Source organism: Acidithiobacillus sp. (assembly GCF_023229925.1).
In the GTDB taxonomy this organism is placed as follows: domain Bacteria; phylum Pseudomonadota; class Gammaproteobacteria; order Acidithiobacillales; family Acidithiobacillaceae; genus Acidithiobacillus.
On record NZ_JALNYM010000001.1, the window covers coordinates 1119239 to 1143013 of the forward strand.

The 23775-nt window shown below is 57.7% G+C and carries 24 protein-coding genes, 3 tRNA genes and 1 pseudogene; 21 read left to right on the forward strand and 7 right to left on the reverse strand.

What is annotated here, in order from left to right; genetic code table 11:
* The first annotated feature begins 284 nt into the window (after positions 1 to 284).
* From rpsU to M0P56_RS05650, 9 genes are all read left to right on the forward strand, one after another.
* On the forward strand, positions 285 to 500 hold the full coding sequence (gene rpsU / locus M0P56_RS05610; RefSeq protein ID WP_035195145.1) for a 30S ribosomal protein S21: 216 nt from the start codon (positions 285 to 287) through the stop codon (positions 498 to 500).
* Positions 500 to 946: a GatB/YqeY domain-containing protein gene (locus M0P56_RS05615; RefSeq protein WP_291509061.1), complete on the forward strand. Its 447-nt coding sequence runs from the start codon at positions 500 to 502 to the stop codon at positions 944 to 946. Before rpsU ends, M0P56_RS05615 begins: the two co-directional genes overlap by 1 nt.
* A gap of 16 nt (positions 947 to 962) precedes the next feature.
* Entirely contained in the window at positions 963 to 3284 is a 2322-nt protein-coding gene (locus M0P56_RS05620; protein WP_291509062.1) for a Smr/MutS family protein, read from the forward strand.
* Between the two features lie 3 nt (positions 3285 to 3287).
* Entirely contained in the window at positions 3288 to 5030 is a 1743-nt protein-coding gene (dnaG, locus tag M0P56_RS05625) for a DNA primase (RefSeq protein WP_291509063.1), read from the forward strand.
* Between the two features lie 111 nt (positions 5031 to 5141).
* Positions 5142 to 7034, forward strand: coding sequence for an RNA polymerase sigma factor RpoD (gene rpoD, locus M0P56_RS05630; protein ID WP_291509064.1), 1893 nt, complete (start codon positions 5142 to 5144; stop codon positions 7032 to 7034).
* 56 nt (positions 7035 to 7090) lie between these two features.
* Positions 7091 to 7167 (forward strand) — tRNA-Ile (locus M0P56_RS05635).
* A 104-nt stretch (positions 7168 to 7271) separates the two neighbouring features.
* Positions 7272 to 7400, forward strand: a complete 129-nt coding sequence (locus M0P56_RS05640; RefSeq protein ID WP_291509065.1) for a hypothetical protein — start codon at positions 7272 to 7274, stop codon at positions 7398 to 7400.
* Complete coding sequence (locus M0P56_RS05645) at positions 7401 to 7958, forward strand: hypothetical protein (protein ID WP_291509066.1); 558 nt, start codon at positions 7401 to 7403, stop codon at positions 7956 to 7958.
* A 394-nt stretch (positions 7959 to 8352) separates the two neighbouring features.
* Positions 8353 to 8718, forward strand: a complete 366-nt coding sequence (locus M0P56_RS05650) for a hypothetical protein (protein ID WP_291509067.1) — start codon at positions 8353 to 8355, stop codon at positions 8716 to 8718.
* Between the two features lie 31 nt (positions 8719 to 8749).
* Here M0P56_RS05650 and M0P56_RS05655 read toward each other — a convergent pair.
* Positions 8750 to 9018, reverse strand: a pseudogene (locus tag M0P56_RS05655) (transposase); the annotation flags it as partial.
* 104 nt (positions 9019 to 9122) lie between these two features.
* Between M0P56_RS05655 and M0P56_RS05660 the strand changes: the two are divergent.
* Positions 9123 to 10688, forward strand: coding sequence for a diguanylate cyclase (locus M0P56_RS05660; protein WP_291509068.1), 1566 nt, complete (start codon positions 9123 to 9125; stop codon positions 10686 to 10688).
* A 124-nt stretch (positions 10689 to 10812) separates the two neighbouring features.
* Positions 10813 to 12042 carry an EAL domain-containing protein gene (locus M0P56_RS05665; RefSeq protein WP_291509069.1) on the forward strand — a complete coding sequence of 410 codons (1230 nt, stop codon included), beginning with the start codon at positions 10813 to 10815 and terminating at the stop codon, positions 12040 to 12042.
* Between the two features lie 161 nt (positions 12043 to 12203).
* Here the strand turns inward: M0P56_RS05665 and M0P56_RS05670 are convergent.
* Positions 12204 to 12280 (reverse strand) — tRNA-Arg (locus M0P56_RS05670).
* A 10-nt stretch (positions 12281 to 12290) separates the two neighbouring features.
* Complete coding sequence (locus tag M0P56_RS05675; RefSeq protein ID WP_291509070.1) at positions 12291 to 12950, reverse strand: SAM-dependent methyltransferase; 660 nt, start codon at positions 12948 to 12950, stop codon at positions 12291 to 12293.
* A gap of 89 nt (positions 12951 to 13039) precedes the next feature.
* On the opposite strand from M0P56_RS05675, the gene yhbY reads away from it, so the two are divergent.
* From yhbY to M0P56_RS05690, 3 genes are all read left to right on the forward strand, one after another.
* Entirely contained in the window at positions 13040 to 13324 is a 285-nt protein-coding gene (gene yhbY / locus M0P56_RS05680; protein ID WP_291509071.1) for a ribosome assembly RNA-binding protein YhbY, read from the forward strand.
* A gap of 88 nt (positions 13325 to 13412) precedes the next feature.
* A complete protein-coding gene (gene apaG / locus M0P56_RS05685; RefSeq protein ID WP_291509072.1) occupies positions 13413 to 13796 on the forward strand; it encodes a Co2+/Mg2+ efflux protein ApaG in 384 nt (127 codons plus the stop codon).
* A complete protein-coding gene (locus M0P56_RS05690; protein ID WP_291509073.1) occupies positions 13793 to 14407 on the forward strand; it encodes a class I SAM-dependent methyltransferase in 615 nt (204 codons plus the stop codon). Before apaG ends, M0P56_RS05690 begins: the two co-directional genes overlap by 4 nt.
* An 86-nt stretch (positions 14408 to 14493) precedes the next feature.
* Here M0P56_RS05690 and typA read toward each other — a convergent pair whose 3' ends face one another.
* Complete coding sequence (typA, locus tag M0P56_RS05695) at positions 14494 to 16311, reverse strand: translational GTPase TypA (protein WP_291509074.1); 1818 nt, start codon at positions 16309 to 16311, stop codon at positions 14494 to 14496.
* A gap of 156 nt (positions 16312 to 16467) precedes the next feature.
* Complete coding sequence (locus M0P56_RS05700) at positions 16468 to 17688, reverse strand: porin (protein WP_291509075.1); 1221 nt, start codon at positions 17686 to 17688, stop codon at positions 16468 to 16470.
* A 180-nt stretch (positions 17689 to 17868) separates the two neighbouring features.
* On the opposite strand from M0P56_RS05700, the gene M0P56_RS05705 reads away from it, so the two are divergent.
* From M0P56_RS05705 to hslU, 7 genes are all read left to right on the forward strand, one after another.
* Positions 17869 to 17942, forward strand: a tRNA-Gln gene (locus M0P56_RS05705).
* 56 nt (positions 17943 to 17998) lie between these two features.
* A complete protein-coding gene (gene dapF / locus M0P56_RS05710; protein ID WP_366110273.1) occupies positions 17999 to 18865 on the forward strand; it encodes a diaminopimelate epimerase in 867 nt (288 codons plus the stop codon).
* 35 nt (positions 18866 to 18900) lie between these two features.
* Entirely contained in the window at positions 18901 to 19077 is a 177-nt protein-coding gene (locus M0P56_RS05715) for a hypothetical protein (protein ID WP_291509076.1), read from the forward strand.
* Positions 19078 to 19761 (forward strand): DUF484 family protein, encoded by a 684-nt coding sequence (locus M0P56_RS05720; RefSeq protein WP_291509077.1) that lies wholly within the window; start codon positions 19078 to 19080, stop codon positions 19759 to 19761.
* The gene (locus M0P56_RS05725; protein WP_291509078.1) at positions 19755 to 20690 is read left to right on the forward strand and encodes a tyrosine recombinase XerC; all 936 of its coding nucleotides are present in this window, start codon (positions 19755 to 19757) and stop codon (positions 20688 to 20690) included. Before M0P56_RS05720 ends, M0P56_RS05725 begins: the two co-directional genes overlap by 7 nt.
* A gap of 14 nt (positions 20691 to 20704) precedes the next feature.
* Entirely contained in the window at positions 20705 to 21226 is a 522-nt protein-coding gene (hslV, locus tag M0P56_RS05730) for an ATP-dependent protease subunit HslV (protein ID WP_291509252.1), read from the forward strand.
* A 2-nt stretch (positions 21227 to 21228) separates the two neighbouring features.
* On the forward strand, positions 21229 to 22551 hold the full coding sequence (gene hslU / locus M0P56_RS05735; RefSeq protein WP_291509079.1) for an ATP-dependent protease ATPase subunit HslU: 1323 nt from the start codon (positions 21229 to 21231) through the stop codon (positions 22549 to 22551).
* Between the two features lie 22 nt (positions 22552 to 22573).
* On the opposite strand, the gene M0P56_RS05740 is transcribed toward hslU, so the two are convergent.
* Positions 22574 to 22906: a hypothetical protein gene (locus M0P56_RS05740; RefSeq protein ID WP_291509080.1), complete on the reverse strand. Its 333-nt coding sequence runs from the start codon at positions 22904 to 22906 to the stop codon at positions 22574 to 22576.
* Complete coding sequence (gene rpoH, locus M0P56_RS05745) at positions 22903 to 23763, reverse strand: RNA polymerase sigma factor RpoH (RefSeq protein ID WP_291509081.1); 861 nt, start codon at positions 23761 to 23763, stop codon at positions 22903 to 22905. The genes M0P56_RS05740 and rpoH overlap by 4 nt, the downstream gene beginning before the upstream one ends.
* Positions 23764 to 23775: the final 12 nt, after the last annotated feature.

Consider the following 23775-nt stretch of genomic DNA (forward strand, 5'->3'; position numbering starts at 1 on the left):
GGCCTCTTGCTTTGATTAGAAAGTGTTGTAACATTGTAATCTAATAATATAATTTAACAGGGATTTCCGTTTTCCTGTATTAGGATTCTTTTTGATCTGCCTGTCAAGGGCCTGCAACTGTTGCCTTGCGGTTTTGGCAACAATGTTGCCGCCATCGCGAAAAATAATGCACTTATAGCTGAGGAGCATTCTCGGGTGTCCACGTCTTTTTGACTATGCCCCTTGATCTGCCTATAATCTCGCCCTTTCTTGTCACCCTTATCCAAAGAGGTCGGAATTCTTCTATGCCAACTGTTCGCGTCAAAGAAAATGAGCCCTTCGAAGTTGCGCTGCGGCGTTTTAAACGTTCCTGTGAAAAGGCGGGTGTCCTTACCGAAGTGCGGCGTCGTGAGTTCTACGAAAAGCCCACGGAAGAACGTAAGCGCAAGGCCGCGGCTGCCCGCAAACGTTCGTTGAAACGCATGCGTCGGCAGTCCATGCGTCTGGTTCGGCTCTACTGATGACACTTCGCGAGCGCATCCAGGAAGATATGAAGTCGGCCATGCGCGCCCGGGAAGCCGAGCGTCTGGTGACCATTCGTATGCTCCTGGCGGCGATCAAACAGCGCGAAATTGATGAGCGCCGCGAACTCAGCGACACGGAAGCGTTGAGCATTGTGGATAAGCTGATCAAGCAGCGCAAGGATTCCGCCAGTCAATTTGTTGCCGGTGGTCGTCCTGATCTTGCGGAAAAGGAAGAGTCAGAAATCGTTTTTCTCGCGGTCTATCTGCCAACGGCTCTGTCACCTGCAGAGATTGATGGGCTGATCACTGAGACGATGACGGCCATAGCGGCCAGCGGTCCCAAAGATATGGGCAAGATACTTACCGCCCTGCGCCCGCAGATGCAAGGACGGGCGGACATGGCCGTGGTGGCGGAAAAAGTGAAGGCCCGCCTTAGCAGTTGATGGACGGGGGGTGACTGTGGCCGGGGTTGCCCCTTGGCAGCACAGCTTCTGGCGGGCTCTGGATGCCGGTGATGTGCAGAGCGCGTGGTCAGAGCATTGTGGCCATATCTATGGCCGCAGGCATGTTGCGGCGACCGTGCCGTGGGTGACACTCGCAGAAATCCATGATCGTCTGAGCTGGTCACAGTGCTTGTCACAGCGTATTGCCGCCGGTTTTCCGCTCCCTGTTTCTGATATCCCCGATGTAAATACCTTGCTGGATCTGGCTCAGCGCCCTGGCGCTGTGCTCAGCGGACGAGATTTGCGCGCGGTGCTCAACGTGCTGACAGCGCAGAAGGGTTACGCCGCGGCGTTGCGTCAGACCGTGGATGCCCTGACCGGACTGGCGGCAGAGCTTGATCCTCCTGTGACCTTGTCGCGCAACCTCAACATGGCGTTGGATGAAGAGGGCGAACTCCTAGATACGGCGAGCGCCGATCTCGCCCGCCTACGTCAACGCCTACGGACCAGCCGCGGCGAATTGCAACGTTTCTTGCAGAGCGTTCTGCGCAATCCTGATTCGCAGGAATACTGGCAGGATCAGATCATCGTGCAGCGTAATGAGCGTTACGTGTTACCCCTCAAAGCCAGCCACAAGGGGCGTATCAAGGCGATCATTCATGACCGCTCGGCCAGCGGTGAAACCCTTTTTGTAGAACCACTGGCTGCTGTCGATCTGAATAATCAGTTGGTTCAGGACCGACGTACTGAGCTTCAGGAGCAGGAACGTATTCTCAGCGTCCTGAGTGCGGCTGTTGGGGAGGAGGTGCCGGGCATCGTCACGGCCTTGCGGCATATGGGCCGCCTGGATGCGGTACGGGCAGGACTGGAACTGGGTGACGCCTATGGCGGGACTTTGCCCAAGGTGGGCGTTGCAGCGGCGTTTGATCTGCAGGCCCTACGCCATCCGCTACTTTGCCTGCGTCATCCGGGGCAGGTCGTGGGTAACGCAGTGCATCTCGGGGCGGACACGCGCCAACTGGTGATTACCGGCCCCAATACCGGTGGCAAGACGGCAACCCTGAAAGCGGTGGGGCTCAATCATCTGATGGCGTATATGGGGTTGCCGGTAACGGCGGAAGGCACTCTGGGTTATTTTCGGAAGTGCTTTGCGGTCATTGGTGATGCCCAGGATATTCACACAGATCTTTCTACTTTTTCGGCGCAGGTGCAGCGTCTGCGGGAAATGCTGGAGCATGCTGATGCCCACAGTCTCGTGCTCCTTGATGAATTGGGCAATGGCACCGATCCACGGGAGGGGGGTGCTTTGGCCCAGGCGGTAGCTGAGGCGTTGTTGAAGGTTGGCGCCTGCACGCTGCTCACCAGCCATCTGGAAGTGATGAAACGCTATGCCCTGAGCCATGAAGCGGTGGTGCTGGCAGGGATGGGTTTCGATGCAGAGCGCCTGGCGCCCACCTATCGCCTGCAGTGGGGCGTGGGCGGCGCCAGTCATGGTCTGGCGATCGCTCGTCGGGTGGGCATGCCAACGCCGCTGATGGCCCGCGCCGAGGCGCTCTACGCCGATGACCGTGAGGACTGGGAGCGTTGGGAAGCGCAGCGGGAGGGCCTGTTACGGGCCGCACAGCAAGCCATGGATGAGGCCGCATTGGCACACTACGAAGCCGAAAAGTCTGCCCGACGTCTAGAGCGCGAACTGGAAGCGGCACGACAAGAACGTGATAAAGTGGCTTCTGTAGCGCGCGCGGAATGGGAAAATATTCTGACGGCCGCGCGCCAGCAGGTACGGCAAACTATCGCGGCGCTCAAGTCAGGGCGGGATACGCAGGCCGCGTCGGCAGCCCTGCAGCGTCTGGAAGACCCTTTTCGGTCGAAAGAGCAGCATACTGCGAACGGCCTGCCTGCCGTAGGGGCTAAGGGCCTATTTTTGCCGCTCCGGCAAGTGACCCAAGTATTGCGTGTAGATCCGGCTCAGCAAAGGGTACAGATTCAATTGCGGGGCAAACAGCTTTGGGTGCCTGTCGCACAATTCGCGGTAGATGCAGCGCTGCAGATCCCCAAGGAAAAAGGCAGCACGCAGTATGCGACCCCGGAAGATCATCCATGGCGTCTGGATTTGCGCGGACAGCTTCGGGAAGACGCTTTGGCGGCTTTGTGCCGTCATGTGGATGGTGCCGTGGCCGCCGGTCGGCAGCAGGTGGAGATTCTGCATGGTAAGGGTAATGGCGTACTTGCGGAAATGGTGCGCGAGTTTGCCGACCAGGACCCCCGAGTCAGCCAATGGCGCATGGCGCGACCAGAGCATGGTGGTGGCGGTGTCAGCGAGTTGGAGTTACGCTGACGAATGGCCAACTTTTCTCCCGCATTTATCGATGCCGTACTGGAGCACAGCGATCTAGTGCGCCTTATCGACAGTCGTGTACCGCTGAAAAAAAAGGGAAAGGATTTCTGGGCCTGCTGTCCGTTTCATCAGGAAAAAAGCCCCTCGTTTTCTGTCAGCGCGGATAAGCAGATCTATTACTGTTTTGGCTGCCATACACATGGAAATGCCATTGGATTTTTGATGGCCCATGATCGGCTATCTTTTCCTGAAGCAGTGAAAACACTCGCCGAAGAAGCGGGCATTGCGCTGCCAGAAGATAGCCCCACGGCAGAACAGGAAGACCTGCGGCCGCTGCGTGCCATCCTGGAAAGAGCTGTCGCCCTTTACCAGTCCATGCTCTCAGAATATCCGCCAGCCCAGGAATACCTGCGTGGAAGAGGATTGGGTGCCGACACTATCGCGCGCTTTGAACTGGGTTATGCACCACCAGCGGCCCAGTTTCTGAGCCAAAAACTCGGCACTGACGCATTATTGCGGCGGCAGTTGCTGGGTGCGGGATTGGTCAGCAGTCGTGACGACGGCTCACTCTATGATCGTTTTCGCGGCCGGGTGATTTTCCCGATACGCGATGGGCGAGGACAAGCGGTAGGGCTCGGCGGGCGCAGCCTTGATGGACACGAGCCCAAATATCTGAATTCTCCGGAAAGTGCTCTTTACCACAAAGGACGGGTGCTTTATGGCCTGCATCAGGCGAAGGAGGGTGTGCGTCGTGCCGGACGTATCCTGCTGGTGGAGGGATATCTGGATGTCATTACCTTGCACCAAGCCGGCATCGACTATGCGGTCGCTGCTAGTGGGACTGCCTTGGGCGATAGCCAACTGGAAATACTGTTCCGGGCGGCGGCTGAGGTACTACTTTGTTTTGACGGTGATAATGCGGGCCGTCATGCCGCTTGGCGCGCGATACAGATGGCACCAGAGCATCTGCGCGAGGGGCGTCTGCTGCGGGTGTTGTTTCTGCCCGATGGGGAGGACCCTGACTCACTGGTGCGCCAGCACGGAGCAGCGGCGTTTGAATCACTACTTCCCACCGCGCGCCCGGCCATTGATTTCTTTTTGGAAGAACTGCAACGCCGACACAATCTTGCAGCAGAAGACGAGAAGGCTCTTTTTCTGCATGCGGCGCGCAATTTTTTGGAGCGGGTAAGTGATCCGATCTTGCGTGAGGTCTATGAGCAACGGGTGCAGGATCTTTGCGGGTTAGCGCCGGTTACCCGGCGGGCGGCGCCGCGCGTGGCACGCAAACCGTCGCTCAACGCATCCCGAGGGCCATCCCTTTATAAAACCACCTTGCGACTTTTGCTGAACCACCCGGAGGACCCTGCGTGGCAGACGCTGGATCGCGATTTGCTGCCGTTTCTCTTCGACGGTGACCCTACGGTAAAAAATCTGGCGGAGGCACTTGATATTTTGGCCAACATGACCCATTTAAGTTCTCACGAGTTGTTCGCAAAGTTGTCGGTATCGGAACATGCGGAAATGTGCTATGCGCTGGTGATGACTGATGCTGGCGGCGTAGAAGATGGCGCGTCGACACAGCTTGAAATTTCGGGCTGTGTGGCGCGACTGAATCAGCGTCTTGCTGCAGCGCGCAGCCACTTTATCAGCCGGGCAGCGGATCAGGGTGGTTTGAGTGCGCTTTCCGAGCAGGAGCGAGCAGAGATGGTACGCTTGTCCCGGCGCGGCAGGCGGAGGGATGTTTGAACCAGTCAAATGCAGAAAAAGGGCTGAGGACGCAAGCCTATGACAAAGCACCTTTCCATGCGTGTGGTTTTTCTTATATAATATGCGGCTTTCCGCGAGTGCAGGGTGGTTATGAGAGACGGTGAGAGTGCAGTGGATAATGAATCTCAGCGGTCTGAGCTGAAGCGGCTTATTGCGCGCGGTAAAGAGCAAGGCTATCTGACCTATCGCGAGATCAATGATCATTTGCCCGAAGAGGTTTTCGACCCTGAGCAGATGGAAAATGTCATCTCCATGATCAATGACATGGGCATCGAGGTCTTCGAGGAAGCCCCCGATGACGATACCCTACTCATGGATGGTGAAGGTGGTACTGTGGTCGCCGCTCAGGAGGCGGAAGAAGCCGCAGAGGAAGCCTTGGCCGTGGTCGAGGCGGATATCGGGCGGACCAGTGATCCGGTGCGCATGTACATGCGCGAGATGGGTAGCGTGGAACTGCTGACCCGTGAAGGCGAAATTGAAATCGCCCGACGTATTGAAGACGGCTTGGTGCAGGTGCTGCGTGCAGTATCGACCTGTCCGACAACCATCTCGCTTCTGCTGGACGCCGCCGATCGGGTGGAGCGTGGCGAGACACGTTTGGATGAAGTGGTCGACGCCTTTATCGATCCTAATGCGCTGGATGCGGAGGCTGTCAGCGAGGATGAGGATACCGTACTCGTAGAGGGTGACGAGACTGAGGTTGAGGACGACGACGAAGATTCCGAAAACGGCGATGTCGAAGTAGACAAAGGCCCGCAACTCGAAGAAGCGTTGGAACGATTCGCGATCATCCGCGCCGCTTACGCTGCGTTACTCGTCAGCCATGCCGATGGTGAAATGCGTGGGGAAGGTTACCAGCAGCAGCGTCGTGAGCTTGCAGAACGCTTTCTGGAAATCAAGCTCAATGTTCGCCAGATCGATGTCATGACCGATGCACTACGCGAGCTGACCGAGGAGGTACGTCAGTGCGAGCGGGAGATGATGGAACTGTGCATTGAACGTGCACGTTTCCCGCGTAAAGACTTTGTACGTAGTTACCCCGGTCACGAGAGTGATATTGCCTGGATTGATCAGCAAATTGCAGGTGGCTACACTTATAGTGCTCGTTTGGTTGAGTTTCGTGATGATGTCGTGTCGATCATGAAGCGACTGGCAAACATTGAGAGGCGTGCTGGTTTGCCGGTTGCTGAGATCAAAGAGGCCAGTCGACTGATGTCTATTGGTGAGGCCAAAGCACGACGTGCCAAAAAGGAGATGGTTGAGGCCAACCTGCGTCTGGTGATTTCCATCGCCAAAAAGTATACCAATCGTGGCTTGCAGTTTCTGGATTTGATTCAGGAAGGGAATATCGGCCTGATGAAGGCAGTGGACAAGTTTGAATACCGGCGTGGCTACAAATTCTCTACTTACGCGACTTGGTGGATACGCCAGGCCATTACGCGGAGTATTGCGGATCAGGCACGGACCATTCGTATTCCCGTACACATGATCGAAACCATCAACAAACTCAATCGGATCAGTCGGCAGATGCTTCAGGAAATGGGACGCGAACCGACGCCTGAAGAGTTGGCGGAGCGGATGGAGATGCCTGAGGACAAAATCCGTAAGGTGTTGAAAATTGCCAAGGAGCCCATCTCTATGGAGACGCCCATTGGGGATGACGAAGATTCGCATCTGGGCGATTTCATCGAAGATCGGAACGTAACGGCGCCAGCGGATTCGGCCGTTAACGCGGCAATCCGTGAAGTGGTCGAGGAACTGCTCGATAATGGTTTGACGGCGCGGGAAGCCAAGGTGCTGCGTATGCGTTTTGGTATCGGGATGAATACCGACCACACGCTGGAGGAAGTCGGCAAGCAATTTGACGTTACCCGTGAGCGTATCCGCCAAATTGAGGCTAAAGCGCTGCGTAAACTGCGCCACCCCTCTCGATCGGAGCGTTTGCGCAGTTTTGTGGACGGTGAGGTGACGATCCCGTCGTGACTGATGTTTTTTAGCGGTATCGGGCGTGGGGTCATCGCATTCCACGCCTTTCTTTAGGGCCTGTAGCTCAGTTGGTTAGAGCAGGGGACTCATAATCCCTTGGTCCACGGTTCGAGTCCGTGCGGGCCCACCAAATAAAACCATGTGTCAGGACGTGAGCGGGGGCGGTAGGTTTTGAGTCTATAAGCACCATGTAAGCACTGCCGCATAGACCGCCCAGATCCCGAAGGAACACCTATGAGCAACTATCAAGACCTCGCCGGATTGTCGAGGCCAAGCGCCCAGGTAGCCTGCCTAACAAGGACCGCCGTTGATAATGCGCTCGCCCAGGCCATCCGCTACGCCCACGAACAGCACGTCAAGTAGGTGGCCGTCTGTGATGGCATCCTGTTCTTCGCTGCAGACATCGTTGATGGTGGGTGGAGTCCGCGCGTAGTGTTCGATCTAGCCCAGGAGGAAGCGCCGGTTGATGCGCTCTGGTGGGTGAGCATGGATGGCGTCCACCGTCCTTGTGAGATGCCCGCCGACTTATCGTTGCTGGGGCAGCTTGGTGCCGTTCTATCTGCCGAGGATACTGCTGGCGCTGATCAGGATGCGCTGCTTCATCCGAAGTATCAGATCCCTGCTCGTTGCTTTGCCTATGTGGGCAATCCCAGCAAGACGTCCACCTGGAAGCTGCCCTACCTGTTGGCCGATGGCTCTACCGATCTGAAGCGGTTACCCAAGGCCATCCAGTCACTCTCCAGTAATTATCGTGGCGCAAAAGTGGGCGGCATTCCCGATGAGGCTATTCCGCATGTGTTCCGCCGTCTGGCGGGCGCCGCTACAGCGGAAGGCAAGGTGCCAGCGTCAGGCGTCACGGTCGCGCCCACCTATCAGATGCTTGCAGATATCCTCCAGCAGATGGAACTGGCCGGGGTATAGGGTAAATGCCCAGCAAGGGGCCATATCTGCCCCGTGCTGCCCCCTGAAAAGTGGGGAGGCCACGTTTTTACATCTGAAACACGCCGTTAGTCGCCTGCATTGCGCTCTGCGCCAGTATCGCCTATGTTTCTGATCGGAAGCCCACAAAATGCACGGAAGAACACCATGGCCATCATAACCAAAACCGCCCTTACAGTGGCTAGCTGTTTTTTGATCTTTGATGGGGGCACCACCTTCTACACCGTCAGATCCCATCTGGAAATTCTACGCAAGCGGTGCGTTAACTTGCTGCACGCATTAGTCTGGTCTTTTCTGGGGAAGCCCCCGCAGCCCTCCATGGGGTAGCCCATGGTTGACATCTATCTTTATATTAAGATATATAAACGGACAAAAAATGAATAGACTTTTTATATTTATTAATACGTTAGACACCAGAAATGCATCCACCATTGCAAATGTTTTTAATGAGGCGAAATCTGCCTCAGATGGCTACCATATTGAAATCATAATAACTGGCGAATCTGGAATTATTGCAACAACGCTGGCAGATGAAAGCGGCATTGATGAAAAGTCATTATGCTTAATACACGAAGCCATGAGGTCTGCAAAATCCGCCGGGGTGAAAATCAATATCTGTGAACGATCTATCGAGTGGTGCGGGTTAAATACTGACAATATTATTCCTGAGATAGATAGTATAGTAAACAATAATTACATCACGGAAATAGATCCAATTGACGCCTATGTTATATATCTTTGAATGCGTTTAATTATCGGCCCACACCTCCGACCTGGCCGATGGTCTGGATACTCTTGCCACCCATCTGCTCCATGGCGCCGAATACATGTTCAACGCGCGCCCGCGCTTTAGGGATTCTATGATTGCGCCGTTGCTGGCATTCGGGCAGCGGGTGGTTGCGACCGCCTTTCCGTTGGATACGACTCCGGTAGCCTGAGGCTTTGAGTGGTCCTTCCCGTTCCTGACTGGGATAGCCGCTATCCGCATGCACTTCCGCACTGTATTCCAGTCATCCAGTATGGTTTCGAAATGCCGACTGTCGCAGGCACCACACTTCGTGGCCTGAAGCGACAAGCACTTCCATCGTTTTCCGGTTAAGGTATCATCCAGTGCTATTACTTGCATCCTGACAGAGATCTCTACGCGTGCCCCTTCAAAAACCTGCAGACATTGCGCATGAAGCTCTCCGTCGGATTGCGGAGGCACAACTGCCTCCTACCCCGGAATACTTTGCCAGATTCTATTCGGAAATTGCCCAAACGCCCCCCGCGGCACCATCATCCATAGCCTGGCCGGGCTTGTGCCGCCGCCTGCTCAATGAGTGGGAACGTTCACAGGCGGGGCTTACGCATTTGCAAAAAATAGCGGCCAGAGACCGGGTTCTGGGAGGTAGCGATGCCGAAGAGGTTGCCCGCCAACTGGCGGCCACCATTCAGCAGTGGGAGCGCATGCCCAGCCGACTGCTTCAGCCCGACGCCCCCATCCACCACGGCGATGGCGATTGTCAGCCCTGGCGTCAACTGTGGATTACCAGCCTTCGGCATGCCCTGGGTTCAAAGGTTTGGGAGGCACTCAAGACACACGAAGCATTACTGCAGATCGACGCTTTATTGGCACAAACCGAAACCACACCCGATCAGCTGCTTCCCCATATTCATAAAATCTGGCAGGTCACCGATCAATTCGCACAAGACGATCTGCATATTCGTGAGGGCCTGCAACAACTCATATCGCTGCTGCTCAACAACGTCTCTGATTTGGTTGAGGATGAACGATGGCTTGATGGTCAGATTCATGTGATTCAAGCAATCACCCGCGATGTCCGCAACCCTGCTGGAATTGATCAAGCCATTGCCAGCGTCAAGGAAGTGCTCTTCCAGCAGGACAAACTTAAAAGCGGGGTTCACGAAGCGCGGCAAGCCATTCGCGACTTGATCCATCTGGTGCTGACCACCGTGGATGGGCTGGCGGATCAGAGTGGTCAGGTACACATCCAACTGGAGCAACTTGCTGAAGCATTGAACACAACGGAGGACTGGAAACAAATTCGTCAGATCGTGGCATCGGTCGTGGATACCAGCAAAATCATCAAAAATCATGCTACCGAAACCAGAGATGCGCTACGCTCCGCCAAAGCCCGGCTTCAGGCTGCCCAAGCCAGAATCTACACACTGGAGGAGGAAATGTCTGCGGTCAGCGCCCTGGTTCATGTGGATCCACTCACCGGTGTGTTGAATCGACGCGGCCTGGAAGCCGCTTTTGCGCGCGAGGCCGCTCGCGCGCAACGCCTGGCGCAGCCCCTTGCCATTGCCATTATCGACCTCGACCACTTCAAACGGGTCAACGATATGTATGGTCACGATCTCGGTGATCAGGTGCTCTGCGGCGTAGTTCAAGTCCTGCGCGACACACTGCGGGGGAGTGACACCATCTCCCGCTATGGTGGCGAAGAATTTGTTTTATTGATGCCCGACACCTCACCAGAAGAGGCTCTGGGTATCTTGCAGCGTGTTCAGGAACAACTACACCTGCGCCCATTCCATACGCGTGATTATCCGCTGCATGCCAGCTTCAGTGGCGGCATCAGTGCGCTCAGGCCAGGCCTGACGCAGGATCAGACGATCGCCCTTGCCGATGAGGCGCTGTACCGAGCCAAGCATGAAGGACGGCGGAGAATCTATCTCGCCGCGCAAGCGAATTCGTCGACCTGATGACCGTCTGATTTTTTGCCGAACGTTACGCCGACGGGGCTGAAGGTTTGACGCATCGTGAACACCCATACATGCCTAAAGTTTTTCTTGAAAGACGGGCCTCAGGAGTCAACACTAAAGCAACATGACAGCAAACCAATTTTACCTTGGGCGGCAAGCCATCATCGGGCGTAAGCACGAGTTAGTCGCATATGAATTGCTTTTCAGGTCCAGCACAGACAACACGGCCACACTACTAGATGATGTTGCCGCCAGTGCTGCCGTCATCCAATACGCATTTTCCGACCTGGGCATACAAAAGGTTCTTGGTGAAAAAAAGGGCTTTATCAATTTGTCGGAAACATTGCTGATGAGCAACGTCATCGAGGCATTACCCCAGGATATGGTGGTACTGGAAATTCTCGAGACAGTTCCCCTAACGCCGCGGGTGATTGATCGCTGTCAGCATTTAAAGGGCTTAGGGTACCGACTAGCTCTGGATGATATTATCGAGTTTGCAGAAGGTTATGAAGCCATTCTGCCGCTCATCGACGTGGTAAAGGTGGATGTGCTCGCGATATCTCAGGCCAAAGTCGTGGAGATCCAGCACAAGCTGCGTCCTTTTGCCTGCACATTACTGGCGGAGAAGGTGAATACTCAAGAGCAATACACTTTTTGTAGAAACTTGGGTTTCGATCTGTTCCAAGGCTTTTTCCTCGAAAAACCTACCGTGCTCTCTGGTAAGTCCATACAACCTTCGAACATGGTGCTCCTCAACCTGCTTAGCCTGGTAATGTCAGATGCAGAAACCCATCAGCTGAATGACGCGCTGAAGCAAGCACCGGATATAACTCTGAACCTTCTAAAATTGATCAATTCGGCAGCTTTCCGTTCGCTCGGAAAAATATCCACTGTGCGGGAAGTGATTGTAAAGCTGGGTCGTATCCAGTTGGGTCGATGGATTCAGATCATGGTATTTGCTCAACAAAACGGTACTAACCCCAGCACCAGCACGCTCGTGCATATGGCCGCTGCACGGGGCCACTTTATGGAAGGATTGGCCAAAGCGCTTGGTTGGGCAGAATTAAAGGATCGCGCCTTTATGGTAGGCATGCTTAGCTTGATGGATGTCCTGTTTAACCAACCATTGGTTGAAATCCTTAGCCTGCTTAATCTTGATGATCAGTTACAGGCAGCGCTGCTCAACTACGAAGAAAAACTAGGAGTGCTACTATCCTTGGCAGAGAGCATCGAGCATGGCGAGAACGATGCGGTGCATACTTTGATGGAACGCTTGGGCTTAACGGACTACGATCAACTGAACAGATTGCAAATAGAGGCTATTTACTGGGCGGATAGTCTTTCGGCACTCTGATCAGATCCATCAAAGTGTTGAACATCCCTGTCAGGACGTGCTTTCGCTTCCCGGTGGGCAAGCTGCCGATGCCATACAAGATTTTGGCCAACGAGGATGATGCGTTTCCGAATAGGCCAAGGCAGGATTTAGGGGCCACTGCACCCACTTATCATTTTATTTGGTGCGCAGTACTGGAGTCGAACCAGTGACCTTCGGCTTCGGAGGCCGACGCTCTATCCATCTGAGCTAACTGCGCGTGGGCCAGATTATAGGGAACTCGCCCCGCCGTTGTCCAACCTTTCCTGCGCAACTCCCTGAAAGTCCAGCGCCAGCCAGTACTGCTCGGTGGAGCGCGCGCGCGAGGCTTCCGGCTTGCGTACCACGATCTTCTTGAAGTCCTGGCGCAGCGCCCGGCGCAACGCCTCCGCGCCGGACCCCATAAACACCTTGATCAGCAGCGAACCACCCGGCACCAGCCAGCGATGGGCCATATCCAATGCCAGCTCCGCAAGATCTATGGCGCGCGCCTGATCGACGCTGGCAATGCCGGACATATTGGGGGCCATGTCGCTCATGATCAAGTCAGCGCCATCCGGCAAGGCATCCCGGCAGGCGGCCAGCACGGCATCTTCATAGACGTCACCGCAGATCACTATGGCGCCCGCCACCGGGTCCATAGGCAAACGATCCACCGCCACCAGTCGCCCCTTCCTGCCGATGAGCGGTGCCGCCACCTGCGTCCAGCCACCCGGCGCCGCGCCCACATCCAGCACCCGCATACCCGGACGGATCAGGTGATCCTTCTGCTGAATCTCCAGCAATTTGTAACTCGCGCGCGAGCGATACCCCTCCTTCATCGCGCGCTGCACGAATGGGTCTTTAAAATGTTCCTTCAGCCACTTCTCACTGGATTTACTTCTTGCCAAAACACACCTCCGGGCTTTGACCCCCGCCCTCCGCAAACGTACACTCTGCCGCTACACCATAGCGGCCCAATCAGACTGACGAGGATACCATGCTGGACGCCAAACAAAGACAAACCCTGCGTGGACAGGCGCACGCCCTCAAGCCCGTCGTCATGATCGGCGCCCATGGCGTCACCGACGGCGTCCTCGCCGAACTGGAAGTCGCCATCAACGCCCACGAACTCATCAAGATACGTTTGCCCCAGGTACCCCACGACGAACGGGACGACATGGTAGAGGCTTTGTCCGGCGCCAGTCATGCCGACGTTGTCGGCCGCATCGGGCGCGTACTCATCCTCTACCGCCCCCGCCCGGCCGCCGCGCACAAACGCTGATCGGTGGGCCGGTATAACTTGGCAGCCTGCCCCCGGACCGTTAGACTGTTTCTGAATCGTAACGCCGACCAACGGCCCGGAGCACACCATGGAAGAGCATGCCCCCACAGAAATCCAGATCAGCGTCGAGACGCGCTATCTGCCGGAACAGTCCAGCCCGGAGCAGGAACATTTCGCCTTCGCTTATCAAATCACACTGCAGAATAACGGCCCGCAGACGGCACAGCTCCTCAATCGCCACTGGATCATTACGGACGCCGAGGGCCATATCCAGGAAGTCAAAGGGCCAGGCGTCGTCGGTGAACAGCCGACGCTGCAGCCCGGTCAACGCTTCCGCTACACCAGCGGGTCTGTCCTGTCCACGCCCGTAGGCAGCATGCATGGCAGCTTCGAGTGGGTCAGCGATACCGGGGAGAGTTTTGTCGTCCCTATCCCCGCCTTTCGTCTGGCGGTGGCCACCGTCTTTCATTGAGCCGCCAGAGCCTGCAGCGCGCCTACGCGCTCTGGGCGCCCATTTATAATTCGGCGGTGCGCGCCTTCTCCGCACCCTTGCGGCAACGCAGCCTCAGCAATATTCCGCCGGCGCCCTGTCGCGTCCTGGTCGATGGCATCGGCACCGGGCTGGATATTCCTTATCTGCCTGCCACCTGCGAAGCCGTCGGTATCGACATCACTCACGCCATGCTCCGCCACGCACAAAGCCTGTCTCCCCATTTCCCGCTTATTCGCGCCGACGCCGAGGCTTTGCCCTTCCCGGATGATTGTTTCGATATGGTCGTCATGCATCTCATACTCGCCGTCGTACCCCATGCCGGACGGGCATTCGCGGAAGCCAGCCGCGTCCTCAAACCTGGCGGCCGGATACTGCTCCTCGACAAGTTTGTGCGCCCCGGTGAACGCGCCTTCTGGCGGCGCCTGCTTGCCCCCCTGTCCGGCCCCATTGCCACCCATACCGACCTGGTGTTCGAGGACCTTCTGGCACAACGGCCCGAACTGCAGATCGTCAGCGACCTCCCCGCCGCTGTCGGCGGTTGGTTCCGCCTGATCACCCTGGAAAAAACGCGCGCGGCGCCCACACCGTAGGCATCGCTGGCGACACGAGACAAAAAAATGGCCCGGAACCTTACCTGCGCTCCGGGCCATCTCCCGTCATCCATCCAAAGCGAAGCTTAACTGCCGCCGCGCGATGCCTTTTTACGTTCATTCTCCGTCAGATAACGCTTACGGATACGAATGGACTGCGGCGTCGCTTCCACCAACTCGTCATCGGCAATAAACTCGACTGCCGCTTCCAGCGTCAGTTTAATCGGCGGCGTCAGCATGATGTTTTCATCGGAACCGGAGGCGCGCATATTGGTCAGCTTCTTTTCCTTGAGCGGGTTGACCACCAGGTCGTTGTCACGGGTATGAATGCCGATGACCATACCCTCGTAGACCTTGTCGCCGGGGCTGACAAACATCCGGCCGCGCTCCTGCAGATTGAAGAGCGCGAAACCCACCGCCTCGCCTTCTTCCGCCGAGATCAGCACGCCGTTGTTGCGCGCCGGAATAGTCCCTTTGACCGGACCATAGTTGTCGAAAATATGGCTAATCACCCCGGTGCCGGAAGTCGCCGTCAAAAACTCGGTGTGGAAGCCGATCAGCCCGCGCGCCGGAATCCGGTATTCCAGGCGCACCCGGCCCCGGCCATCGGGGATCATGTCCTGCAACTCGCCGCGGCGGATGCCCAGGCGCTCCATGATGGTGCCCTGATGCTGTTCTTCCACGTCCACCGTCAGCGCCTCATAGGGTTCTTCCCATACGCCGTCTACCTGGCGCTGAATCACCCGCGGCCGCGACACCGCCAGTTCGTAGCCCTCGCGGCGCATGTTCTCGATGAGGATGGTCAGGTGCAACTCGCCGCGCCCGGACACCATGAACACATCGGCGTTGTCCGTATCTTCCACCCGCAACGCGACGTTGATCAGCAACTCGCGATAAAGACGCTCACGCAACTGGCGACTGGTGACAAATTTCCCTTCCCGGCCCGCGAAGGGGCTGGTATTGACCTGAAACGTCATGTTCAGGGTGGGTTCGTCAATGGGTTTCCACGGCAGCGCATCCGGCGCTTCGGGCGCCGCGATGGTGGCGCCGATGGAGGGTTCTTCAATGCCGGTTACAGCGACAATGTCACCCACCGTAGCGCTTTCCCACGGCACCCGCTTGAGGCCATCAAAGCCGAGGAGCTGAAGGATACGCGCCTTGGTCTGGGTCTTATCGACGCCGTGAATAAGGACAATATCCTGCCCCGGACGCATGCTGCCCCGGCGAATGCGACCGACCGCAATACGTCCCACATAGCTGGAGTAATCGAGGTCGGCAATCTGCATCTGCAGGGGACCATCGGGATCGCCTTCGGGCGCCGCCACATGACCGAGGATCATCTCAAAGAGCGGCTTCATGTCACCGGAGCGGACTTCAGGGCTTTCCCCCGCATAGCCCTGCAAACCGGAGGCGTAGATGACCGGAAAATCCAGTTGTTCTTCCGTCGCACCCAGCTTGTCGAAGAGGTCAAAGGTCGCGCTGATGACATAGTCGGCGCGGGCGCCGGGGCGATCCACCTTGTTGATGACCACGATTGGCTTGAGACCCAGTTCCAGCGCCTTGCGGGTAACGAAACGGGTCTGCGGCATCGGGCCTTCAACGGCATCCACCAACAGCAATACGCCGTCCACCATGCCCAGCACCCGCTCCACCTCGGCGCCAAAGTCGGCATGGCCAGGGGTGTCGACGATGTTGATGTGGGTGTCGCCCCACTGCACCGCCGTGTTCTTGGCCATAATGGTGATGCCACGCTCCTTTTCCAGATCGTTGCTGTCCATCACCCGCTCTTCCAGTTGCTGGTGGGCGGCAAAGGTACCCGACTGGCGCAGGAGTTGGTCCACCAGCGTGGTCTTACCGTGGTCCACGTGGGCGATGATGGCGATATTACGGATTTGACGAGCCACTGATATTCCCCAAAAACGGTCATAAGAAAAAACGCAGAGGCCACAAGCCCCGCAGCGGGTTTTCTTATAAAGGTATCCACCCCAAAAAGCAAATAAAAACCGCCCCCGAAGGGGCGGCAATGGAACCGCCGGAGCGGCCCGAAGACTGATTTGAACTTAGAAGCCAGCCTGGAACTGCAGCATCAGGGTGTTGTAGGCCACTCCGTTGATGGGGGCAAAGCCGCCGCCGTTAGGATTGCCATAGAGGTTGTTGATGGAGCCGCCACGGGTCGCCAGGATGTAGTTCAACTGGACTTCAGCCGCATGGGGATTATTGGGGTTCACGAAGTAATTCACGCCAACGGTTGCGTTACCCAGGGTGCCCCGACCATGGACTGCATACTGGTCATAACGCGCGGCAGCCTCGACGTCCAGCCAGTCAGGGGTCAGGGTCATCTCGTACAGGTTGGCAGCGAGCTCAGCATGCCAATCCGTAGCGGCATAAGTGACCGGGGTATACAACGGATTGGTATTCAGGTAAGGCCATGCGGCCACGCCGGAAGCCTTGGTGTAGCCAGCACCGTAGTGGATGCCCATCATCCCACCCTGGACGCCAACGTTCCAACTGGTCAGGTTGTCGGTACCATACCCGTTCTCTGTACCCATACTGCCGCTGACTTCCGCGGTCAACAGGGGACCCATGCTGTACTTCAGCATGCCGGACACGATGTACTTGCCGTTGCCGTTGAGTAATCCACTCTGGCCACCGCCAGCGGTAAGGGTACCGCTGTTACTGAAGGCAGTATAATTGTCCAGTGAGGTATTATCGAAAATACCCACGGCGTAGCCGATGCCGGTACCCATCACGTCGTCGGCATGGAACATGGCACCCGCGGAACGTCCGGGCAACAGGGACTGGTTCATGTTACGGTAGATGAAGGTCAGTTCATTACCCGCAGTGCCGGTATATTCCAGACCTTCCGGGGTCTTGAACTTGCCGACCTGCAACTGTACGAAGGGCACCGGTGCGTAGTTGACCCAGGCATCCATCAGCTGTGCCTGACTACCGCTAAGGCCGCCAAGGCCGTTGTTAAGCAGGCCGTTGCTGTTCGGGGACGAATTGACTGCATTGCCGAGACCAGCATTATCCCAAGCGCCCTGGATGAAGTAAGTCACACCGGGCACCGCCTCACCCTTGAAGCCCAACCGGATACGGTTGGCGCCGAAGACCAGTCCGCTGGACTGTGTGGCTGGAATACCGAATTGCGTGGCGCCGGTGATCTGGGCATAACCGAAAACAACCGGGCCGGTGTCCCTGTTGGAACTGGTCGAAGCGAAAGCAACGCCAGGGACCACAAAAGCCGCCGCAACGGCCAAAGCTACGAGATTCTTTTTCATGACTAAGCTCCTCCTCGAGAGCAATTATTTCAAATACCACGAAGGAAACTATAGCATCGGCGTGAACACTTTGCAACATTTTCACAACACCCTTTTTACAACGCGCAACAAACCTTGTATAGATAAGGCGCCAGCCATTTGACACGGGCCGGTCGCCACGGCTATCATTCGCCCCTCTTTTGGGGGATCGTCTAGCGGTAGGACAGCGGACTCTGACTCCGCTAACCGTGGTTCGAATCCACGTCCCCCAGCCAAATAATAACGCTGACGCGCACTGTCCTCCCCGGGCAGACATTGCTAAACTCAGGGCATGAGCCACCCCCATGCTGATTCTGCGTCCTCCTCTCTGCGCTTCACCAAGATGCAGGGCCTGGGTAACGATTTCGTCGTTTTCGATGGCGTTCGTCAACGGGTCGAACTGCGCCCCGAGGCGATCCGAGCCATAGCCGACCGCCACTTCGGCGTCGGTTGCGATCAAATTCTGCTCGTAGAGACCGCGATGTCTCCCGATGCGGATTTCCGGTATCGCATCTTCAACGCGGATGGCACAGAGGTGGCACAGTGCGGCAACGGCGCCCGCTGTTTTGCCGTCTTCGTGCACCGCGCCGGACTCACGGACAAAGAGCTCATCACTGTCGAGACGCTGGCCGGACGCCTTATCTTGCATCACCAGGATAATGGTGAAGTCACCGTCAACATGGGTGTCCCGCAACTCGCCCCGGCTGAGGTTCCCTTCCGCAGCAATGAAGAAGCGCCCGAATACCTGCTGTCCGTAGGGGACGACACTCTGCGCATCGCCGCCGTCGGCATGGGCAATCCCCACGCGGTGTTGCGCGTGTCCAGGGTGGCCGATGCACCGGTAACCACCTTGGGTCCCCGCGTTGAAACACACCCGGACTTTCCCCAACGCTGCAATGTGGGTTTCATGGAAGTCCGTGACCGAGGCCATATTCAACTACGGGTCTGGGAGCGCGGTGCCGGGGAGACTCTGGCCTGTGGCAGCAACGCCTGCGCAGCAGTCGTCGCCGGTATCCGCTGGGACGAGCTGGATCATGCGGTGGCGGTGACTCTGCCCGGCGGCACCCTACAGATCGAGTGGGCTGGCCTTGGACAACCGGTCCTGATGACCGGCCCGGCGCAAGTGGTTTTTGACGGGGTCTGGCCCTGGTCAAACTGAATCACTGCAACAATGACAGCGAAGGGAGAAACATCATGCAGGATGCAATACTACAGGCCATTGCCAGGAGTTTGAACAGCGATGCAACCCCATTAGCGTTTCTGCACAAGCTCAACGATCAGGAGGGCGAAATGCTGGCACGCCTGATCGCCGCACTGGAGGTGCATAGCGCCGCTGAACGTTACAATGAAACCCATTGGGAGGATGACTGAGTGACCACAACCCCCGAAACGGATGACCGGGCGGATCAGGTCCTCGCCTATCTCCGTCAGCATCCCCAATTTTTGTGGGACCAGGAAGACCTGCTCCATACCCTGACCCTGCCCCATGTCGGGCGCGGTTCGGCCTCCTCCCTGCTGGAGCGGCAGGCACAGATACTGCGCGAGGAAAACGTCCGGCTGCACCAACGCATCAGCGCGCTGCTGAGTGCCGCCCAGCAGAATGCCGCACTCGGCTTGCACCTCTCCGATCTGGCCACCGAACTGCTGCAGACGCCCGATTGTACCGCGACCCTGAATACCGTTATCACCCGTTTGCGGGAGGGCTTTCAGGTCGAGGAAATGGCCTTGATCGCCCGCGCGCCCATGGCCGATCTGCCGCAATTCCTGCCACTGGACCAGGCGGATTTTCAGGAGATTCTAAATGGGTTCCCGCTGTTGCGCGCCGCGACCGGACTGACTCTCAGCCCGCGGCTGCGCAGCACCCTCTTCGGCGCGGCAGGGGCGGGACTGGAGTCCTTCGCTCTGATCCCCCTTGCCGGTGAGCATCTGCAAGGGGGTATTTTGCTCGGCAGTCAGCACCCCGGCCGCTATGCCGAGGACGCTGGGGCCGACCTGCTCGACCAGATTGCCCGCCTCGTCACAGCGGCACTGGATCGCTGTCTGAACCCATGCTGATTGAAACCGCCATTGCCCAATTTATCACAGCACTCCGGCAGAGCGGCAGGGCCAGCCCGGCCACGATCAGCGCCTATGGCCGCGACCTGCTCGCCTGGTCGCGGTTTTCACAGCAACGCGGACAGACGGAGATCGCGCAAATAGATCGCAGCAGTCTGCGCGCCTACCTCGTAGCGGAGCGCAGCCGGGGCGTGGCCATTCGCAGTCTGCGCAGGCATTTCGCGGCATTACGCGCCCTCTATCGCCATCTGCAACATGACGCGCCCGAGCTGCGCAACCCAGTGCAGGGCCTCGCCATGCCCAGGGCGGAACAGCGTCTGCCCGACTGGCTGACGGTGGATCAGGCGCACCTGCTGATGCATCCTGCCGCTACTCCCGAAACGGCGGCGCCCCAAAATTTCACCAGCGTACGTGATCAACTGATCCTGGAACTGTTGTACTCCAGCGCCCTGCGCGTCAGTGAACTGGCAGGACTCAATCTGGGCGATCTGGATCGTCACGGCGGCACCGTGCGGGTGCTGGGCAAGGGGCGCAAGGCGCGTATCGTGCCGGCGGGTCAACCCGCCTGGGTGGCGCTCCGCGCCTACCTCGCGTTGCGCCCGGCAAGTGAGGAAACGGCACTCTTCGTCAATCCACGCGGCCGGCGGCTCAGCGTGCGCAGCATCCAGATGCGGGTCAAAAAGCTGGGGGAGGCCCGACTGAGACAACCGCTGCATCCCCATACCCTGCGCCACAGCGCCGCCAGCCATCTGCTGCAGTCGTCCGGCGACTTGCGCGCGGTGCAGGAATATTTAGGCCATGCAGATATTGGCACGACCGCCATCTATACCCATATGGATTATCAGCAGTTGGCGCGGGTCTACGACCAGGCACACCCGCGGGCACGGCGTGGCGACCAGGATACGAAGCACTTTGAGGGGAAAGTATGACAGATTCGCAGCAAATGCACGGGACGACGATTCTTTGTGTCCGACGGGGTGCCAATGTGGTCATGGCCGGAGATGGCCAGGTGACCCTCGGCAATACGGTGATGAAGGGCAACGCCCGCAAGGTGCGCCGCATAGATCCGGGCGTACTGACCGGTTTTGCCGGGGCTACGGCGGATGCTTTTACCCTGCTGGAGCGTTTTGAGGCCAAACTCAAGGCCCATCCTGGCCAATTGGCCAAGGCCGCAGTGGAACTGGCCAAGGAGTGGCGCACTGACCGGGTACTGCGCCGTCTGGAGGCCATGCTCGCCGTCGCGGATGAAAAACAAAGCCTGATCATCACTGGGCAGGGCGACGTACTAGAGCCCGAACATGGTATCATCGCTATTGGTTCCGGCGGGCCTTACGCCCTGTCAGCGGCGCGTGCCCTACTGGAAAACAGCGACATGCCCGCCCGTGAAGTCGCCAAACGTGCCTTGGGCATTGCTGGCGATATCTGCATTTACACCAACCACAACCACACGATTGAAGAACTATGAGCATGTCTGAAATGACCCCCCGCGAGATCGTCCAGGAGCTGGACAAGTACATCATCGGCCAGTCCGAGGCCAAGCGTGCCGTGGCCATTGCCTTGCGCAACCGCTGGCGGCGCGGGCAGGTGCCACCGCCGCTGCATCAGGAAATCACCCCCAAAAATATCCTCATGATCGGGCCTACGGGAGTAGGCAAGACGGAAATCGCCCGGCGTCTGGCGCAACTCGCCAATGCCCCCTTCATCAAGGTAGAAGCCACCAAATTCACTGAAGTAGGTTATGTGGGCAAGGATGTGGAATCCATCATCCGCGATCTGACCGAAACCGCCGTAGAAATGGTCCGCAGCGAACGTCAGGCCGCGCTGCACCAGCGTGCTGAGGAGCTCGCCGAGGAGCGGATTCTTGACATCCTCATCCCCGGTCCGCGCGACAGCAGCATACCGCGCAGCGATGAGGGCACTCGCCAGAAGTTCCGCAAGATGCTGCGCGAAGGCAAGCTGGATACGCAGGAGATCGAGATCGAGGTGAGCGCCCCCAAGGGCGGTGTAGAGATCATGGCCCCGGCGGGCATGGAAGAAATGACCAACCAGCTCCGCGACATGTTCTCCAACATGACGTCGGGCAAAACCAGCACGCGCCGGGTCACGGTACCCGAGGCGCAGCGCCTGTTGACGGACGATGAAGCCGCCAAGCTGGTCAATGAAGAGGAGGTCCGCGCTCTGGCAGTGGAACGGGTGCAGTCCGGCGGCATAGTGTTCATTGATGAAATCGACAAGGTGGCGGTGCGCTCTGGCATGCAGCAAGGTTCTGACGTCTCCCGTGAGGGGGTACAACGCGATCTGCTGCCACTGGTGGAAGGCTCCAATGTGAGCACCCGTTACGGAGTGGTGAAGACCGATCACATCCTCTTCATTGCCTCCGGCGCCTTCCACCTCAGCAAACCCTCAGACCTGATTCCCGAACTGCAGGGCCGCCTGCCTATTCGCGTGGAACTGGAAGCCCTCAGTGCAGCGGATCTGGTGCGGATACTGCAGGAGCCGGAGAATGCGCTAGTCCGGCAGTATAGTGCCTTGCTGGCCAGCGACGGGCTAACCTTACACTTTACCCAGAATGGCGTGCAGCGTATCGCCGAAATTGCCCAGCAGGTGAATGAACGGGTGGAGAACATCGGTGCTCGGCGATTACACACTGTCATGGAGCGGTTGCTGGAAGAGGTGGCTTTTGTCGCACCGGACGGCAGCACTACAGCCCTGGAAGTCGACGCCGCCTATGTGGACAGTCGCCTGAAAGATCTGGCGCAGGACGAGGATTTGTCCCGCTATATTTTGTGATGGGGTGACTGCACAAGCGGGGTCAGGGCTTTATGTAGAGGGCACCTGCCCCCTGGGCGTCGGCAATGGCAATGATTCCGGCGGGAACCAGTTGGCTGCCCGCCGGGCGGTCATCTGGATCCAAGCCAAGATTATGCAGGCTGTTTTCACAAAAATCGACGCGCACTCCGGCACTGATGCGTTCTTCCATCTCGCGCCGCCAGTGGCCCTTCGCCCAGAGGGACACAGGCGCCTGACCATTCGCGATGACCCGCAGGCTCCGCTCCAGAGCCGCTGCCTGGGCATTACGAACATTGGCCAGCAGATTAGGCCAGCGACCGGCATCGTCGACGTGAAAAAGCAGTATGGCGCTCAAACTGCCGCCGTCGTCGTGAGCATCTGTTGACGCAACTTGCCCATACTGCTTTTTTCCAGCTGCCGTACCCGTTCTGCCGAAACGCCCAGTTCATCGCCCAACACCTGCAAGGTCTTGGGGTCTTCGCTCAGCCAGCGGTTTTCAATGATGTAGCGATCTCTCTGGGGGAGAGCTGACAACGCCGTGTGCAGGGCCTTGTGCTGATGCCGATCCCAGTCCCGCTCCGCCAGTTGCTCTACGGGCGACCCGGTGGGATCCGCCAGATCAAGGACACGTCCGCCCTCTCGTTCTTCATCCGGTTCGAGGTTGAGCGAGTAGTCGTAACCGGACATCCGCCCTTCCATCTCCAGTACCTGCGCCTGGGTAACGCCCAGATCGTCCGCAATGGCGGCGCTTTCCTCGCCACTCATCCAGCCAGCATGGGTGCGGCTGGAGCGGAGGTTGAAGAACAGTTTGCGCTGCGCCTTGGTAGTGGCCACTTTGACGATACGCCAGTTACGCAGGATGAATTCGTGAATCTCCGCCTTGACCCAATGCACCGCAAAGGAGACCAGACGTACGCCATGATCCGGGTCGTAGCGCTTCACCGCCTTCATCAGGCCGATATTACCTTCCTGAATCAAGTCGGCTTCCTGCAATCCATATCCCCGATAGCCACGCGCTACCCGCACCACAAAGCGCAAGTGGCTGAGCACCAGATCCTTGGCCGCGTCCACATCGTCGTGATCACGCAGGCGCAGGGCCAGGTCACGCTCTTCTTCCGGCCGCAGCAGCGGTTGGGCGTTCACAAAACGCAGGTAGGCGGCCAGCCCGTCAGGGCCGACCAAATCTCTACTGGCTATCGCAAGTTCTTTCATGGCAATCCTCAT

Bases quoted from the DNA above. Each gene is read 5' to 3' on its own strand.
- rpsU (WP_035195145.1), top strand. From the start codon at position 285: ATGCCAACTGTTCGCGTCAAAGAAAATGAGCCCTTCGAAGTTGCGCTG.
- M0P56_RS05615 (WP_291509061.1), top strand. From the start codon at position 500: ATGACACTTCGCGAGCGCATCCAGGAAGATATGAAGTCGGCCATGCGC.
- dnaG (WP_291509063.1), top strand. From the start codon at position 3,288: ATGGCCAACTTTTCTCCCGCATTTATCGATGCCGTACTGGAGCACAGC.
- rpoD (WP_291509064.1), top strand. From the start codon at position 5,142: ATGAGAGACGGTGAGAGTGCAGTGGATAATGAATCTCAGCGGTCTGAG.
- M0P56_RS05640 (WP_291509065.1), top strand. From the start codon at position 7,272: ATGAGCAACTATCAAGACCTCGCCGGATTGTCGAGGCCAAGCGCCCAG.
- M0P56_RS05650 (WP_291509067.1), top strand. From the start codon at position 8,353: ATGAATAGACTTTTTATATTTATTAATACGTTAGACACCAGAAATGCA.
- M0P56_RS05665 (WP_291509069.1), top strand. From the start codon at position 10,813: ATGACAGCAAACCAATTTTACCTTGGGCGGCAAGCCATCATCGGGCGT.
- yhbY (WP_291509071.1), top strand. From the start codon at position 13,040: ATGCTGGACGCCAAACAAAGACAAACCCTGCGTGGACAGGCGCACGCC.
- apaG (WP_291509072.1), top strand. From the start codon at position 13,413: ATGGAAGAGCATGCCCCCACAGAAATCCAGATCAGCGTCGAGACGCGC.
- M0P56_RS05700 (WP_291509075.1), bottom strand. From the start codon at position 17,688: ATGAAAAAGAATCTCGTAGCTTTGGCCGTTGCGGCGGCTTTTGTGGTC.
- dapF (WP_366110273.1), top strand. From the start codon at position 17,999: ATGAGCCACCCCCATGCTGATTCTGCGTCCTCCTCTCTGCGCTTCACC.
- M0P56_RS05715 (WP_291509076.1), top strand. From the start codon at position 18,901: ATGCAGGATGCAATACTACAGGCCATTGCCAGGAGTTTGAACAGCGAT.
- M0P56_RS05725 (WP_291509078.1), top strand. From the start codon at position 19,755: ATGCTGATTGAAACCGCCATTGCCCAATTTATCACAGCACTCCGGCAG.
- hslV (WP_291509252.1), top strand. From the start codon at position 20,705: ATGCACGGGACGACGATTCTTTGTGTCCGACGGGGTGCCAATGTGGTC.
- hslU (WP_291509079.1), top strand. From the start codon at position 21,229: ATGTCTGAAATGACCCCCCGCGAGATCGTCCAGGAGCTGGACAAGTAC.
- rpoH (WP_291509081.1), bottom strand. From the start codon at position 23,763: ATGAAAGAACTTGCGATAGCCAGTAGAGATTTGGTCGGCCCTGACGGG.